Source organism: Alteromonas sp. DYW1 (assembly GCF_059752595.1).
This window is the reverse complement of sequence record NZ_CM186038.1, coordinates 2,212,479-2,230,299: the sequence shown is the minus strand read 5'-3', so window position 1 is coordinate 2,230,299 and position 17,821 is coordinate 2,212,479. Positions and strand designations below refer to the sequence as shown.

The 17,821-nt window shown below is 43.4% G+C and carries 10 protein-coding genes; all 10 read left to right on the top strand.

Going from position 1 to position 17,821, the window contains the following annotated elements; translation table 11 throughout:
* Window positions 1-5 precede the first annotated feature (5 nt).
* Genes AC121Z_RS09870 through AC121Z_RS09825 form a run of 10 tightly spaced genes read left to right on the top strand, consistent with a single transcriptional unit; the run spans window position 6 to window position 17,546 of the window.
* Complete coding sequence (locus AC121Z_RS09870; RefSeq protein WP_498123869.1) at window positions 6-605, top strand: DUF1819 family protein; 600 nt, start codon at window positions 6-8, stop codon at window positions 603-605.
* Window positions 602-1,186 carry a DUF1788 domain-containing protein gene (locus tag AC121Z_RS09865; protein WP_498123868.1) on the top strand — a complete coding sequence of 195 codons (585 nt, stop codon included), beginning with the start codon at window positions 602-604 and terminating at the stop codon, window positions 1,184-1,186. The genes AC121Z_RS09870 and AC121Z_RS09865 overlap by 4 nt, the downstream gene beginning before the upstream one ends.
* Before the next feature lie 18 nt (window positions 1,187-1,204).
* A complete protein-coding gene (brxC, locus tag AC121Z_RS09860; RefSeq protein ID WP_498123867.1) occupies window positions 1,205-4,882 on the top strand; it encodes a BREX system P-loop protein BrxC in 3,678 nt (1,225 codons plus the stop codon).
* A 16-nt stretch (window positions 4,883-4,898) separates the two neighbouring features.
* Window positions 4,899-6,662, top strand: coding sequence for a DUF262 domain-containing protein (locus AC121Z_RS09855; protein WP_498123866.1), 1,764 nt, complete (start codon window positions 4,899-4,901; stop codon window positions 6,660-6,662).
* 15 nt (window positions 6,663-6,677) lie between these two features.
* Window positions 6,678-10,367 (top strand): BREX-1 system adenine-specific DNA-methyltransferase PglX, encoded by a 3,690-nt coding sequence (gene pglX, locus AC121Z_RS09850; protein WP_498123865.1) that lies wholly within the window; start codon window positions 6,678-6,680, stop codon window positions 10,365-10,367.
* On the top strand, window positions 10,333-11,487 hold the full coding sequence (locus AC121Z_RS09845) for an AAA family ATPase (protein ID WP_498123864.1): 1,155 nt from the start codon (window positions 10,333-10,335) through the stop codon (window positions 11,485-11,487). Before pglX ends, AC121Z_RS09845 begins: the two co-directional genes overlap by 35 nt.
* Window positions 11,481-12,080, top strand: coding sequence for a DUF4276 family protein (locus tag AC121Z_RS09840; RefSeq protein WP_498123863.1), 600 nt, complete (start codon window positions 11,481-11,483; stop codon window positions 12,078-12,080). The genes AC121Z_RS09845 and AC121Z_RS09840 overlap by 7 nt, the downstream gene beginning before the upstream one ends.
* The gene (gene pglZ, locus AC121Z_RS09835) at window positions 12,070-14,820 is read left to right on the top strand and encodes a BREX-1 system phosphatase PglZ type A (RefSeq protein WP_498123862.1); all 2,751 of its coding nucleotides are present in this window, start codon (window positions 12,070-12,072) and stop codon (window positions 14,818-14,820) included. Before AC121Z_RS09840 ends, pglZ begins: the two co-directional genes overlap by 11 nt.
* Before the next feature lie 15 nt (window positions 14,821-14,835).
* Entirely contained in the window at window positions 14,836-16,926 is a 2,091-nt protein-coding gene (gene brxL, locus AC121Z_RS09830) for a protease Lon-related BREX system protein BrxL (RefSeq protein WP_498123861.1), read from the top strand.
* An 8-nt stretch (window positions 16,927-16,934) separates the two neighbouring features.
* The gene (locus tag AC121Z_RS09825) at window positions 16,935-17,546 is read left to right on the top strand and encodes a hypothetical protein (RefSeq protein ID WP_498123860.1); all 612 of its coding nucleotides are present in this window, start codon (window positions 16,935-16,937) and stop codon (window positions 17,544-17,546) included.
* The last annotated feature ends 275 nt before the right edge of the window (window positions 17,547-17,821 follow it).

Here is a 17,821-nt window from a genome sequence, read left to right as displayed (position 1 = left end):
AATTTATGAATATAAAAGAATATTTAGGCGATCTTATCGGAGGCAGTTTATTGATAACTGAATCCAGAATAATCGGAGAATCGCTACTGAAAAAACTCCCAGAAGATGAGTGGAAGTCGCTGATCGTTGAGCAAAATGTTCTTCAGAAAAAATCCGGTCAGACGGCTATTCGTTATGCCAGAACAATCCGTTGGCGTATTGAAGGCCTGGGTGATGAGTTTATGACTGATCTTTTAGCCGCGAGTGAACGTGCCTATGTCCAAATGCTGATGATGTCATTACTCATTCATTCTCCGGTTGTCGCTGATTTTATGAGACTTACCTTAGCCGAAGCTCGTCGCACCTATAAACCCTCTTTAACCGCTGATGCATGGTCTGAGTTTTATGACACGAGAGTGCGGGCATATGCTGAGCTTGGCGGTTTTTCTGACTCAACTGTCAAAAAAATGGGTAACAACGCAATTAAGGCACTGGTTGATAGTGGCTACCTGAGTGATAGCAGGACAAAGAAAATACAACCTGTTTATCTAATGCCAGAAGTTAAAGACTGGATAGTTCGTCTGGGCCGGGAAGATTTGATTGAGGTAATGGAGTGCACAATATGAAGGCTCTTCAGACCAGGCTTGATCTGATATTGGAACGAATTGAAAGCCCTAAGTTTTTGAAAAACGATGGCTTGGGCAATGAAATTGGATTTTGGGTATTTGACTATCCAGCCAAGTATGAACTGCTTGTACGAGAGCACCTTAAGCACGTTGACGAAAAACTCAACAAGCGTGGTTACCGCTTTGTCCATCTCAATATTTTTGAAGTCTTGATAGATATGCTTGAGGAGCGAGGCCTTTTCGACCGAGCTTGCCAGCGTGAATTGCAAGTCGGTGTCGCTGGCCTTCGAAAAACACTAGCCGGGCCTCTGAGCCAAGAGAAAGTGGCAAGGTATATCGCGGACAAATATACGCCATCAGATCTTGAATTTGTGTTGATGTCAGGCTTAGGCAGTGCGTGGCCTCTTGTCCGAGGACATGAGTTACTTAGTGCTCTACAAGACGTTATGGGTAGCACGCCATTAGTGCTTTACTATCCGGGTGAATATAGCGGAAGAGATTTGCATCCTTTTGGCATGATCGAATCTAAAAACTACTATCGCGCCTTCAAGCTTGTGCCTGAAGACGGTAAGAAAAATTAAGAGCAAGGAGCCTCCCGAATGAAAATTGAACAGATTTTTTCCAAGAAGTTGACGCGTGATATTAATGGCGTTGTTAAAGCTGAACAGAAAGACAATGACAGTGTGTATGTCGAACTTGATGAGTATGTTGTAACCCGAGAGCTAGATCGACATTTTCGCGCTTTCTTTGAGGCTTACGTTCCATCTGTGACGCAAAGCGGCGCATCAATGTCAGGTAAAATTGGTGTATGGATCTCTGGCTTCTTTGGTTCGGGTAAGTCTCACTTCCTGAAAATTTTGTCTTACCTCCTCGAAAATAAATCTGTCGAAAAGGATGGACAAGGCCGCCAAGCATTTGAGTTTTTTAAAGACAAAATCAACGATGCAATGCTGTTGGCCGATATCCAAAACGCTGTTACCAAAGATACAGACGTTATTCTTTTTAACATCGATTCACGAGCCAATACGGATGACCGAGAAAATGCCATTCTTAAGGTCTTCCTCAAAGTCTTTAATGAGCGTGTAGGATACTGCGCTGATTTTCCTCATATTGCGCACTTAGAACGCGAGCTTGATAAGCGTAATCAATACATGTCTTTCAAGGACAAATTTGCTGAGTTGACTCAATCAACTTGGGAAAAGGAGCGTGACGCCTATGACTTCTATCGAGACGAACTTTCAGAAGCACTCGCTCATGCCAGTGAGCAATCATTAGAGTCTGCCAAAGCGTGGGTTGAGCAGGTTGAAAACAATTTCCCGCTAGATATCCGAAACTTCTGTAAGTGGGTTAATGAATACTTAGATCGAACTGGAGATCGTAACCTTCTTTTCTTAGTCGATGAAGTCGGTCAGTTTATCGGTAAGAACACACAAATGATGTTGAAGCTTCAGACCATTACTGAAGATCTTGGCACATATTGTGGTGGCAGAGCTTGGGTCGTTGTTACCTCTCAGGCAGACATTGATGCTGCCATTGGTGGTATGGATAAGCGCGATGGTGAGGACTTCTCTAAAATTCAAGGGCGTTTTAGTACCCGCTTGCAGCTGTCGAGCTCGAATACCTCGGAAGTTATTCAAAAGCGTTTGTTGTCCAAAACGGAAGAAGCTCGTACACACCTCATCGATGTCTTTGCAGAAAAGGGCGACATTCTTCGTAACCAGCTGACATTTGATAAAACGACAACCGCTTCTCTAAAAGGTTACACCGACGCACCGTCTTTCGTGGACAACTATCCGTTTGTGCCTTACCACTACACGTTGGTTCAAAAAGTGTTTGAGTCAATTCGAACAAAAGGCGCGACGGGTAAGCACTTAGCCATGGGTGAGCGTTCATTACTTGATGCTTTCCAATCAGCTGCAAAACAGATGAAGGACTCTGGCCTTGATGTCTTAATCCCGTTTTACAGTTTCTATGCACCGATTGAAAGCTTTTTGGAGCCAGCTGTTAAGCGAACGATTGACCAAGCCTGTGAGTTGGATTCCTTAACAGAATTCGATGGCAAGATTCTAAAAACTCTTTTCTTGATCCGTTATGTGGACGTTGTCAAAAGCACACTAGACAACCTTGTGACGCTGTCAATTGATCGAATCGATGCAGATAAAATTGCTCTGCGTAAACAAATTGAAGAGAGCTTGAATCGTCTTGAACGCCAATTGCTGATTGCGCGTAATGGTGATGAGTTTATCTTCCTGACCAACGAAGAAAAAGAGATCGAAAACGAGATCCGCCACACTGACGTTGAAATGTCAGAGGTCTCTAACAAGCTTTCAGCAATCGTATTTGACGGTATTTTGAAAGGTAATCGTGCCTATCGTTACCCGATTAATAAGCAAGACTTTGCGGTGAGCCGTTTTTGCAATGGTCATCCGAAAGATGGCACCACGCTGGAAGACCTAGTCATTAAAGTCATTTCACCTTTGGATTCGCACTTTGAAAATTACTCCCACGATCAAGCGTGCATCAATCATACGCTTGAGGCTGATGGGTGCGTGCTCGTCAAGCTGGGCGAACATAAGCGTCTTTGGGATGACCTGACAACCTTTATTAAAACTGACCGATTCTTAAAACAAAATTCAGGACAGCGACCAGAGCAAGAACACCTTCTCCGCGAAAAGCAGATGGAAAATATTGAGCGTGAAAAGCGCTTAAGAACGGATTTTGAAGCTTTGTTTGCAGAGGCTGACGTTTACGCTATCGGCACAAAACTACCGAAGAAATCAGCAACGCCAAGTGCCATCGTCGAAGAAGCATACAAATACGTTATCGAAAACACCTTCGCTAAATTGAACATGCTCAAGGCGACACCTGGTGAAGTTTTGCGTGAGCTACAGGCCGTACTTGTTGCTGATGATATTGCTCAGATTGGACTGGATCTTCAAGCGGATGAATGTAACCCAGAAGCTACGCGTGAGGTTGAGCAGTACGTAACGCTAAAAGTCGAGCGTAATGAGCCTGTTTACTTACGTGACATCGTTGCCCGCTTCGGCAAGCGTCCGTATGGCTGGCCAGACAATGAAATCTTATTGCTCACTGCAAGGCTGGGCTTGGCTGGAAAGGTATCTTTTAGTACCCAAGGCACAGATCTGGCGTTGAAAAAAGCTTACGAGCCGTTTACCAGTGTGCGTAAACGCGGCGAGATCCGTGTACATAAGATCAGGCAACATGACGAGCGCCAAATTAAAAAGGCTGCTGGTCTTGTTAAAGAGATCTTTTCAAAAACCTTTACCGGCTCTGGTGAAAAGGAGCTCTACGAATTAGTGCGCGATGAATTACTGGCTTGGAATGAAGAGCTCAAATCATTCAGAACCAAGTCACAGACAGGCCATTTCCCAGGTAAATCTCAAATTGACGATGGTCTTGCATTGGTCGCGGGTATTCTTGAGCAAACTTCAAGCTTCGCCCTTATCGCACGATTCATAGAAGACGCTGATGCCCTTGAAGAGTTTGCTGAGGACTTTGAGGATCTTGATGACTTCTACAATAGCCAATTTCAAACTTGGCAAGCCCTTGCTGGCGCATTGAACGAGAAGTTTAAGGCCAATAGACCTGCGTTAGAAAAAGACAGTGAAGCATTAAAAGCGCTCACTGAATTAGAACGCATTTACAATATGCCCTCACCGTATGAGCAACTGCGCCACATTAATCCGCTTATCGAGCAGGTGGCAAAAGTTAACTCAACATTGGTTGAAGAAAAACGCACTCATGCCTTAGAGCGTGTTGATCTGCGCATCGGACGTGTAAAAGAAGCGCTAGCTGAAGCTCATGCACCGTCTGAACTACAGAACCAAGCACTGCGCCCGTTACAAATGTGCAGACAGCGCATTGAAGCAACCTCTTCAATACCACAAATTATCAGTGAGCAAACTGAAGCGGAAGGTTACGAGGACGAAGCCTATGAGTTGCTGAATGGCTTTATCGAAGATCAACGCAAAAAAGTTGAAGCTGAGCAAAGACGTCGTGAACTCGAACAGAAGAAACGCGAAGAAGAAGCAGCGAAAGCCGGTAAGGCAGCTCCAGCACCCGAGCCAGCTCCCGAACCAGTGCAGCCACAGCCGGTTGCAAAACGTACCGTAACGATTAACCCAACCGATGCCATGGCTAAGTCAGTAACAACCGGATTCATTGAAAGTGAAGCCGAAGTTGATGCCTATCTTGCCGCTTTAAGAGAGCAGCTGATTGCTGCGGTCAAAGCTGGCGACCGAGTAAGAATTAAGTAAGAGGCAACGGATAGCTATGTATCAAGCGGGTGGAACAATAAGATCATTACTCGACAAGGTTGCTGAGCAGGAATACCTGTTACCGGCCATCCAGCGAGAGTTTGTATGGCGACCAGAACAGATCTGTCGTCTATTTGATAGCCTGTTGCAAGGTTACCCGTTTGGGACCTTTCTATTCTGGAAGATAAAACCAGAGAACCGGGATAGCTATCAGTTTTATCAGTTCATGCAGCATTACCATGAGCGCGATAACTACCATTGTGAAAATGTCACTCAGTTACCGGAACGTGAGTTCATTGCCGTCCTAGATGGACAGCAGCGGATTACCGCTTTGAACATCGGCCTACGCGGTTCATTTGCGTGGAAGCTGACAGGTAAATGGTGGAGCAATGATGACGCCTTCCCAGTGCGCAGGCTTCACTTGAATCTTTTAAGCCAGCCCGACTTGGAAACTGGGTCGATGTATGACTTTGAGTTCCTAACCGACGATAAAGCCTCTTTGGATGCATCTGAACAATATTGGTTCCGTGTAGGCCGGATTATGGAAGAGGAAGAGGATGCACTTATCGATGAAGTTGCTGATGATGACAGGTTGAGTTCGGAGCAACGCAAAGAGGCTCGCTCAACTCTTCGTCACTTGTATCGAACCATCCATGACAAAGACAAGATTTCGTTTTACGAAGAAAGTGATCAGAGCCTTGAACGTGTTCTGAATATCTTTATCCGCATGAATAGCGGCGGTACTACCTTGTCCTATTCAGACTTACTACTTTCAATAGCAGTAGCGCAGTGGAGCTCGTTAGATGCCCGTGAAGAAATTCATGCATTAGTAGATGAGATGAACCGTGTTGGTGATGGATTCAACGTATCAAAAGATCTCGTTTTAAAAGCAGGCTTAATGCTCTCTGACATCGGTAGCGTGGGCTTTAAGGTTGAGAACTTTAACAAGGAAAACATGGCGATTCTCGAAAAGAACTGGACGCCAATTCGTGATGCGTTATTGCTCTCAATGCAGTTGCTGGCAAGTTTTGGTTTTAATGCACAAAACCTCAGAGCAACAAGTGCCATCCTCCCGTTGGCCTATTACCTGCACCACCGAAAGTTAACGGCAAGCTACCTTTCTAGGGTTGAATATGCGGTCGATAGAGAATGCATCAGAAACTGGCTCATTAGGTCGTTGTTGAAAGCGTCAGGCATCTGGGGAAGTGGTTTGGATACCCTGCTTACTATGCTTCGCTCAGACATTAAACAATCGGGTGATACGAGTTTCCCGCTAGCAAAAATTGAAGCGACCATGCAACAGCGAGGTAAATCGTTGCGCTTTGACCCAGAGGAAATTAGTGAACTAGCGCAGTTGGATTATGGTAATCCGCGTACTTTTGCCTTGTTGACTTTGTTGTTCCCAGGATTCGATTTTTCACGACACTTTCATGTGGACCACATTTACCCCAAAGGTTTGTTTACGCGTAACAAGCTTGCAAAAGTTGGTGTCCCAGCTGAACAGCTAGATGAACTCATCGAGGCATCTAACAAGCTGCCAAACCTTCAACTGTTGGAAGGGACAATCAACAACCAGAAGCGGCAAAAAATGCCCCATGAATGGTATGCGCAGCAGTGGCCTGATGTGAATGCAAGACAAGCACATCTGCAATCGCAAGCCATAACATCATTACCTGAACAACTAAACCAGTTTATGGATTTTTACCGCGAGCGTCAGGAAACACTGCTTGCCCGCATTAGAACTGCATTACAACCCGCAAGCAGCATAGAGACAGAGTAAGAGGCGCAAAGTCATATGAATACGAACAACATTAAAAAATACGCACCAAAAGCGCGCCGCGAATTTATGGATGCGGTTGCTAAACGATTAAACACCTTTGGTATCACCGCGAATAAAAAAGGCGAGCTACAAATTGCAGAAGCGAACCTACAAGGTTCTGTGCTTCAAATCGCCGGTAACAGTTTTGACGGTAAACTGGCTGAGCCCAGAAAACGCATAGTAGCCAGAAGCCAGAAACTTGGGTATACACAACTTATTGAACAAGTAGCTTATACCTGGTTCAACCGTCTCTGTGCTATTCGCTATATGGAAATCCATGACTATCTAGGTCACGGTTTTCGCGTTTTGTCACACCCAGACAACTCCCAAGGCGCTGGCGCAACGAACAAAGGGCGCTTTGAAATTATCGATCATGCGCAAGATGCTGCGGATGAACTCGGATTAGATAGAGCTCGCATTATTGAACTCAAGCTTGCGGGCAACAAAGACGAAGAGCTGTATCGTGAACTGCTGTTGGGCCAGTGCCATAAGCTTCATGAGGCGATGCCTTTCTTGTTCGACGCATTGGACGATGAAACAGAACTTTTGCTACCAGACAACCTAACACGTACCGACTCAATTCTGCGTGGGTTGGTAGACGGCATTCCTGAAGAGGACTGGCAACAGGTAGAAGTGATTGGCTGGCTTTACCAATTCTACATTTCTGAAAAGAAAGATCAGGTAATGGGTAAGGTGGTGAAGAGTGAAGATATTCCTGCCGCTACCCAGCTATTTACACCCAACTGGATTGTGAAGTACCTGGTACAAAACTCAGTCGGTCGTCAATGGCTGCAAACCTACCCAGATTCTGCCATTAAAAGGCAGATGGAATACTACATTGAGCCTGCTGAACAATCTGACGAAGTTAACCAACAGCTAAAGGCTATTACGCCAGAATCTATTGAACCTGAAACCATCAAAGTACTCGATCCCGCTTGTGGCTCGGGCCACATACTGATTGAAGCTTACAACGTACTAAAAGCCATCTACGAAGAACGTGGTTTCCGCTCACGTGACATTCCAAAGATGATTCTGGAGAACAACCTCTACGGCCTGGACATAGATGATCGTGCAGCGCAGTTATCTGGCTTTGCGCTGATGATGATGGCTAGAGATGACGATAAGCGTATTTTTACCCGTAACGTGCGACTCAATGTACTGTCATTGCAGGAAAGTAACCATATCGACCTGCCAACGTTGTGGAAAGCACTCAACCTATCGGGAAGTTGGCAAAGCGGCACATCGCAAGGACTGTTCTCTGACGAAGAGCAAGATTTAAGCTCGTTCAACGCAGACAACCGCTACCAACTGCTGAAGCGAACGTTGGCAAGATTTACTCAGGCTAAGACCTTTGGTTCTTTGATTGATGTTCCAAGCGATGATCATGAGCAGCTAAAAGAGCTACTGAGCACTCTAGTCGAGCTACAAGAGTCAGGTGACTCAATGCAAAAGCCTGCGGCGAAGCAATTGATTGAATTTGTACATCAGGCACTGGTTCTGTCCATTCGTTATGATGCTGTAATTGCTAATCCTCCGTATATGGGCGGTAAAGGCATGAATACAGATTTGAAAGAGTTTGCTAAGAAACAATACCCAAATAGTAAATCAGACTTGTTTGCCATTTTTATCGAACGAGGATTTGGCTGGCTGAAAAAAGCAGGTCTTAATTCAATGGTAACAATGCAAAGCTGGATGTTCTTATCTAGTTATGAACAAATGAGGGACTTTATATTAAGCCATAAAACTATTGAAAACATGGTGCATATGGGGAATGGAGTTATGAAAATTGCATTTGGTACGAATGCAACCATTTTCCGGAATATTCAAATGAGCGGTTATAAAGGATTTTTCTCATATGCTGATAATGAAGATATAAATGAATATGGTGTGCCCTATGAGTTTCCTGTGAAGAATGAACGATTGTCGGTAGCTGCATCAGATGATTTCACAAAGATTCCGGGGAGTCCGATTGCTTATTGGGTTAATGAAGATCTGAGAAACTCTTTTGTGTTAAATGAAAATTTAGAGTCTATTGCGCCAACACGTAAAGGAATGGTGACTGCTCGAAACGAAGACTATGTTAGGTATTGGTTTGAAGTTTCTATCATAAAAAGTGGATTAGATAGATTTCCTGATCGAGAGGCAGCTCTCCAAAGTGGCCTTAAGTGGTTTTCATATTTAAAAGGTGGTGGTTATCGAAAGTGGTACGGGAATAAATTAGATGTTGTTAATTGGGAGAAGGATGGTTGGCTTCTACAAAATAGAAAACATCCGTCGGAAGATAGGGTTTGGGCGACAAACTTCAATTTAGATTATATATTCAAGCCAAATGTAAATTGGGGGGCTATATCTTCGTTTGGATTTTCAGCTCGCTTTAGTAAAGGAGGTGAGCTCTTTGATGCGGGTGGGTCAGCCTGCTTTCCAGTAAAAATAAGTGATCAAGCCGTTATAGGTTTTTTAAACTCTGATATGGCTCAGGTTCTTCTAAAGACATTAAATCCGACATTAAATTTTCAAGCTGGAAATGTTGCCAGTTTGCCTATATCTAAAAAATTAGACGTTAAAGAAGTCAGAGATCTGGTAGATAGATTAATTAAAATTTATAGAGATGATTGGGACTCCAAAGAATTTTCATGGGATTTCAAAAATAATTGTTTTATTGAACATAAAAATTCATCATCTTTGGCTGAAGTATTTGAATCTTATGTTGATGGCCTGGCTCTGATTGTTAATGCGGCGAAAGGGCTCGAGTCTGAGTTAAATAAAATAATTTGTAGAGCATACGACCAATCAGATGATATTTATCCTACAGAGTTAGACAATATTACTTTGTTTGCTAATCCTGTATATCAATATAATTCCCGAGAAGACAATAGTAAAAAACAACAATCAGACTATCTGGTTGAATTTTTGTCATATAGCATTGGTGCTATGATGGGGCGTTATTCTCTAGATAAAGAAGGTTTAATTTACGCTCATTCTGCTAACGATGGCTTTGAGCAACTTGTTGCCGAAGGAGCTTACAAAACCTTCCCAGCTGATGAAGATGGAATCATCCCGTTAACTGACCAAGAATGGTTCAAAGATGATGCTACCAACCGGTTCCGTGAGTTTGTTCAAGTTGTTTGGGGTGATGATCATCTGCAAGAAAACTTGGATTTCGTCGCCGAATCTCTATGCCTAAACGCCATTAAACCGAAAAAATCTGAATCAGCGTTGGAGACAATTCGCCGCTATTTATCGACCCAGTTCTATAAAGATCATCTTAAGACTTACAAAAAACGGCCTATTTATTGGTTATTTAGCTCAGGCAAACAGAAGGCTTTTGAGTGCCTGGTGTATTTGCATCGATACAACGAGGGTACGCTTTCTCGTATGCGTACCGAGTATGTCACCCCGTTACTAGGCAAATACGATGCTTATGCAGAGCAACTTGAGAAGCAGATTGAAACGGCAGACTCGACCAGTGAAGCGAACCGCTTCAAGAAAGAAATGGATGCTTTAACCAAGAAACAGGTCGAGCTACGAGAGTTTGATGACAAGCTAAAACACTACGCCGATATTCGTATTTCACTGGATCTGGATGATGGCGTGAAAGTGAATTACGGCAAGTTTGGTGATTTGTTGGCTGATGTTAAAGCAATTACTGGTAAGAAGCCGGAGTAAATACATGAATATACATAAACTAGAAATTAAAGGCTTCAAAAGTATTGCTCATATTGAATTTGGCAACACCTCGCCCTTTCTCGTTCTGGCTGGAGCTAACGGCTCGGGCAAAAGTAATTTGAGCGATGCGCTTGCTTTCTTAAGTGCGGTAATAAAAAGAGGGGCGACCCAAGCAATACGTGAGTTTGGTGGATTTAGTCAGATCCACTGCTTTAAGTATCGCAAGGAGCAGCGCACTACGATGACGTTTCAGTTAGAAATTGATATTGACAATGTCCGCTACGATTACTTCCTCAAAATTCGCGCAATGAATAGCAAACCTGAGATATTAGAAAGCCTCAAGGCAGATGGTGATGTGCTCATTGAACGAAAGTCACCAACAGACATTCAAATTAAATTAAGCGGTTCAGACAGCTTACAGAAGCTGCCTAACTACACAAAAGAAATGTCAGCCTTGATGCTGTTAAGTGATTTCCCGCTGTATCGCTTTCTGACCAATATTCGGGTGTTTCGTATTGATCCATTTGCAGCAAAAGCCCCAGACACCTCAGTTGCTGATGCCGCAGCCTTAGATCCTAACGGCAAAAATGTCGCCACGATGTTATCTGAACTAGAAAAAGATGATGATTTTCGTGAACAGGTTTTGGAGTGGATAGAATTAATTGTTCCCGGGATGGAAAATGTCAAAACCGAAAAGCAACGGCTAGATGCGTCGACCGTTATTACGTTTAAGGAAGAAGGCACGAGAGCTCGTTTCCCAGCGTCATTAATTTCAGACGGAACAATTTACGCCTTATGCATATTAACAGCGGTGCTAAGTCGTGCTAGAGAAGATGGGATCACGATTATTGAGGAGCCTGAACGTGGCATTCATCCCAAGGCCATCGCTGAGTTGGTGCAACTTATGCGAGAAAATGCCTCAACCAAGCACCCTGTATTTATTACAACTCACAGCGAATCCATTGTGAGAAGCTTGGAAGTAGAAGAGCTTTATTTTGTCAGTAAACAAGATGGCAAAACTCAGATAAAGAGTGCTAAAGACTCAGGTGTTGATAAAAATAAAATTGCACTAGACACCGCGTGGTTAACCAATCTTTTTGATGGAGGTTTGCCATGGTAGCCGTGAATCAAAAGAAAAAAGTTGGTTTTATCGTTGAAGGTGGAAGCGAGAAGGTTGTCGTTGAATCAACTCAATTCAGAGATTTTCTAGATAGAAATGGTTATGAGTTGGTTACTCCGGTTATTGATGCAGAGGGTGGTGGTAATCTTTTGCCTCAAAATATCGAAGTGTTTATCGAGCGGTTTGACTTAGAAAATGTTGAACAGATTTACGTGCTAACAGATCTTGAGGATGATCCAAGTATTGAATCCGTCCGACAGCGTATCGCACATGCATCGATAAAATTTTCATTTATTGCCGTAAAAGCTTTAGAGGCATGGTACCTTGCTGACTCTTCCGCTATGAATAGCTGGTTAGGAATAACTGATTTCAATGAAATCCAACCAGAACAAACGCAAGGAAAGCCTTGGGATCGGCTAAAGGAAATCGCTATTGAGAGAGGAAAACGAGGTCCCGGACAGAAAATTTCATTTGCAAAGAAAATTACAAAACATTATGGCTTCTCATTAGTGCATGCTGCTCAGCACCAAAACTGTCCTAGTGCCACTGAGTTAGTGAACTATTTTACTCAAGGAATAGCGGATGCAGATTAGTGAACTGGCGCAAGGTGTCGCCGCCAAGCTCGAACAAAGCCGCATTGTGTTTTGGTACGACCCAGAGCAAAGCTTTACTGAAGAGCTTGAGCATTTAGCTAATTCCCTATCTATTGCAAAAGAAGGGCTTACAAAAGAATCAGGTGATAAAGCGGCAGATATAACTGCTAGGGTACTGCCAAATGATTTGACCATCCTCAATATGGGCAATGAGTCTGTATTGGCAGTGAAAAAACGCATTGAAGTAGATGAGCGTGAAGCTAAATTCCTTATCTATTTTCCAAGCGCTGAGCCAGAGCCTGATCGTGATTGGTTGCTAGACGTGCGTTTGTATAGCGAGCAGTTTTTTGCTGATCACAGCTCAATGCTGCTTAATGAGCTGGGTATCCCGAAAATGGCGCTTCGCACGCACATTCGTAAGCGCCAAAGCTTTTTTGCTAATAAACAGCGCATAGCCGGTTTAAAGAAGTGGGTGACTGAAAACGAAGACGAACTGTCGTTAGACAGGAAGATGATGGCAGTGGTTGTAAAAGCTGATTCTGCGTCTTTGTCGGACATTCTGCTTGGGTTACTTCGCACTTATTCTAAGGAGCTAGACGCGCCCGCCGCAGGCGCTGACGGCTTATATGAAGATGAAAGCCTTGGCCAACCCGATGTCTTTAAACCACTGTGGAGCCAGCTAGGAAAGTTTGATCTTGAGACCTCACTCTGGACATATTTGAGTGAGGGTTTTGGCTATACAGTCGAAGAGCCAACCTTCTCAGATTTCGTGTTGAAATTATTCTGTACTGAATTCTGGAGCCAGATTGAAGGCGTTGAACGCGATTGGTTGCTTAACAATGTTTTAAAAAGCGCATCAGGCCGGGCGACAGCCTTGGCATTTATGGTGAGCTGGCGCGACAGCCGCTCCTTCGCCGCCTACTACGAAAGTATCTCTAAGGTACTTAGCCAACAGCTAGAAATTTCGACTCGTGCTGGCCAGTACCATCCGGTCGAGCTTATCGAATGCGAAACGTTCGAAGCTGTGGAGCAGGCCATAATCCGTGGTTTAGTTCGTGATTTGCTCGATAGCAGTAAAGCACTAGACCGGGTTCAGTTTGATACGGTCTTATCAAGACGTCTTGCTAGCCACTGGACAATGTCACGTAAAGAATACTTCGCAATTTATGAAGCTATCCGCAACGCTGAAGAGTTAATGCACTTGCGAAATCGCTATGTGGACGGGTTCCACTTTGATAACGCGAAAGCAATGTACGACGCCTATACCACAGACATTTATCGTTTTGACCAGGCTTACCGTTTGTTCAATGAGCATGTGCACTCTGTATTGAGTAAAGGTGCAGACATACTGCGTCAGCTCGACGACGAAGTCGAAAGCATTTATACCAACTGGTACTTATATGAGCTTGGCCTTGCCTGGGATCGTCACTTGGCCAATGAGAAACTACTTGAAAAGTGGCAGATTTCTGGCGTACCGCACCAGTATGACTTTTATGAAAAAGAAGTTCGCACACGACTGAGTCTGAAACAGACAAAACGAGTGTTTGTGATCATCTCTGATGCCCTGCGTTTTGAAATTGCGAATGAGCTTGGCGCTATCATTAACAACGAGAAGCGATTTAAAGCTGAAGTGTCCACGCAGTTGGGTGTTTTGCCGAGTTATACCCAACTTGGGATGGCGGCATTATTGCCTCATAAGGCGCTCAGTTACCAGCCGCTCTCTACCTCTGGCGCAAGCGGAGGCACGGCTGTTTATGTGGATGGTATTTCTTCACAGGGTTTAGACAACCGCAACGCCATCCTACAAAAAGCAGGTGGTATGGCAGTGAGTTCTAAGGAACTGATGAGCTGGAGTAACCAGGAGGGGCGTGACAAGGTTCGAGACGTAGAAGTAGTTTATATCTATCACGATACCATTGATGCGATTGGTGATAAGGCTGCAACTGAAGAGAAAACGTTTGAAGCCTGTCGTAGTGCCATTGAAGAGCTAAAAGACCTCGTTGGGCGGGTCATCAACCGTCTAAACGGCAGCCGAGTTGTGATCACCGCTGACCATGGCTTCCTCTTCCAACAAAAAGCTCTCTCTACGCCAGAAAAGACTAAGTTACTTAGTAAGCCAAGCGGAACCCTCGAAGCTAAGAAAAGGTATATCGTTGGTAAATCGCTGCCCGATGATGAAAGCTATTGGAAAGGTTCGATTTCAAACACGGCAAACGGCATTAAAGAGCCAGAAAATGATTACCATTTTATGGTGCCGAAAGGTACTCAACGTTTTCACTTCGTTGGTGGTGCCAAGTTTGTGCACGGCGGAGCGATGCTACAGGAAGTATGTGTTCCTGTATTACACGTACGAGAGTTGCAGAAAAAGCAGGCTGCTCAACATGAGAAGCAGCCCGTAGGTGTTGTTACAGCCACACAGCCAATAAAAATCGTAAACAACATAGAAAAAATTAAGTTTATCCAGACAGATCCAGTAGGCGAGCGCTTTATTGCTCGCCTACTGGACATTTATGTTATTGACGTGGATGGAAATGAAGTTTCTAGTCGTGAAACTGTTAATTTCGACAGTATAAGCAATGTAATGGATGAAAGAACACGCGAGACAAGATTGAAGTTAATTGGTTCGCAGTTCGATAGGAATGCACAATATACTCTTGTGTTAGAGAATGTCGAAACCGAGACTCGATATACGCAATACGCAGTAACTATCGATTTAGCATTTCAAGATGACTTCTTTTAAGAAACCGAGGTAATAATGATAAATGATTCATCAGAGGTAGGCCGCGACAACAATGAACATGTTATTGAGTGCGATGCAAATAACTCGGATTTAGATACGTTACTGAATAAGTACTTTAAAGGACGCGTTGTTAGAAAGGACCTCACAAAGCAGCTTAAAGAGGGTGCAAACGTCCCCGTATATGTACTGGAATACTTACTGGGTATGTATTGTGCGTCCGATGATGACGAAGTCATAATGCAAGGTCTTGAAAACGTTAAGAATATATTGGCTGAGAATTACGTTAGACCCGATGAAGCCGAAAAAGTTAAGTCTCTGATTCGAGAACGTGGCGTATTCAAAATTATTGATAAAGCGAGTGTAAAGCTTAATCAAAGGAAAGATGTTTACGAAGCTTCTTTGTCTAATTTGGGGATCAAAGATGCTTTGGTTCCAACCAAAATTGTAAAGGACAATGAAAAATTACTGACAGGGGGAATATGGTGCATTATTACCGTGCAGTATTTCTTTGAGGAAGGACAAAAGACTTCACCGTTTTCTATAGCAACACTGAAGCCAATACAGATGCCCTCTATGAACATGGAAGAGGTATTCTCAACTAGAAAGCAATTTAATAGCGAACAATGGATGGACATCTTATTGCGCTCTATAGGGATGGAGCCTACTAACCTTGAGCAGCGAGTGAAGTGGCATCTTATTACTCGTATGATTCCATTTGTTGAAAACAATTATAATGTATGTGAGCTCGGACCAAGAGGAACGGGTAAAAGCCACGTTTACAAAGAGTGCTCACCTAATTCGTTACTTGTGTCTGGTGGACAAACAACCGTCGCAAACCTGTTTTACAACATGAGCTCTCGTCAAGTTGGTTTGGTTGGAATGTGGGACGTAGTCGCTTTTGATGAGGTAGCTGGGATAAGCTTTAAAGACAAGGATGGTGTTCAGATTATGAAAGACTACATGGCCTCAGGTTCGTTTGCTCGAGGTCGTGACTCTATTGAAGCAAAAGCCTCCATGGTCTTCGTTGGAAATATTAATCAAAGTGTTGAAACACTGGTCAAAACTAGCCACCTTTTAGCGCCATTTCCAGATGCAATGATCGATACGGCCTTTTTTGACCGTTTCCATTCTTATATTCCTGGATGGGAAATACCAAAGATGCGCCCTGAATTCTTTACCAATAGCTACGGATTGATAACGGATTACCTAGCGGAATATATGCGCGAAATGAGGAAGCGTAGCTTTTCAGATGCCATTGATAGATTCTTCAAACTAGGGAACAATCTCAATCAGCGTGATGTAATTGCTGTCAGAAGGACGGTATCGGGCCTGTTGAAGTTGTTACATCCCGATGCTCAATATGCTAAAGATGATGTTAGATCATGCCTAGAATATGCTCTGGAAACTAGACGTCGAGTTAAAGAGCAATTAAAAAAACTCGGTGGCATGGAGTTTTATGACGTTCATTTCAGTTATATTGATAATGAATCGCTTGAAGAATTCTTTGTGAATGTGCCTGAACAAGGTGGCAATAAGCTTATTCCGGAAGGATTACCTCGTCCGGGTGTCGTGCACCTCGTAACTCAGGGGAGTTCTGAACAACTTGGTCTGTATCGCTATGAGACTCAGATGATGGCCGGTACAGGAAAGCACTCAGTGTCGGGCCTTGGTTCGAATACCTCAGCTAAAGAGGCTATTCGAGTCGGTTTTGATTATTTTAAAGGTAATTTGAACCGTATTAGTGCATCCGCAAAGTTTTCAGAGCATGAATATCATTTGCACGTTGTAGAATTGCACAATACTGGGCCTAGTAATAAATCGTCACTTGCCGCGTTAATTGCTTTTTGCTCAATTCTGATGGATCGTCCAGTACAAGAGCAAATGGTAGTATTAGGAGAGATGACGTTAGGGGGAGTTGTTAACCCTGTTCAAGATCTCGCCGGCAGTCTTCAGTTGGCAATGGATAGTGGCGCTACACGAGTATTATTGCCAATGGCTTCAGCGTCCGATATCCCAACTGTTCCCGCAGAGCTGTTTGCAAAGTTTCAAATTAGTTTTTATGCAGAACCGGTAGATGCGGTTTTTAAAGCGCTTGGTGTTAATTAGAGATTATTGTGAAACGCCACTTCGCATACCTAGCCATTTTGTTGATTTTTTGCATCACGCTAATTATTGTTTTTATAAGTGGTATTCAGCTAGGTTTTTCCTCTTCAAGAAACGAATATGAAAATAGCATAATACCTGCACTTTCTGCATTGGGAACGTGGTTTGGCGTTATTGCAACATTTTCCGCTGTGTTCGTATCACTATGGCTTGCATTTCGACAGATAAATCAGGACAAAGAAATTTTGGATTGTAAGCTCAGTATGAATATTATCCCTGGGTACCAAGAGCAAGCATGTATATCTCTTATCATAGTATCCAAAGGGCTTAGACCCGCTAATATTTCTTCAGTGACCTGGCTTGATGAAGGTAAAGGAGATTGTGTTGCAATGGCTGTAGTTAGGTTTAATGAGCATAGCGACCAGTTACCTAAAGTTTTGTCTTATGGCGAGCGATTGATGGTCATGCATACACCTAATTTTGAGAAGGTCTTGCATGATTACGTTGAGAATCAGCTCAAGGGTAATTATGGAAGGCTGCATGTTCACGTGAATACAACAACGACTTCAGTTGCGCTTAAAGTCGATGATGATCTACTGATGCTCATAAAAAATGCGCGTTAAAGGCCATTGGGTTTGTTTTTGTTGAGGTGTTCACTGCTAACAGTCATGAATCCTTTTTGCTGATGGATTTAAATATTTACCCTGTAGTTTATTGAAAAATAAGCTATACGTTACCAACTTCCAGAACACAAAAGACTTCACACCTACATCATTTCTGAGTATTGCCATCTAGGATATGGCATGCAATTCAAACAATGATTAGGAGTAAATTATGCCACTAGCTTTTATTGCCGGGTTCATCACCGGCGTGAGTCTTTTTGAGTTTTTATCAAAGG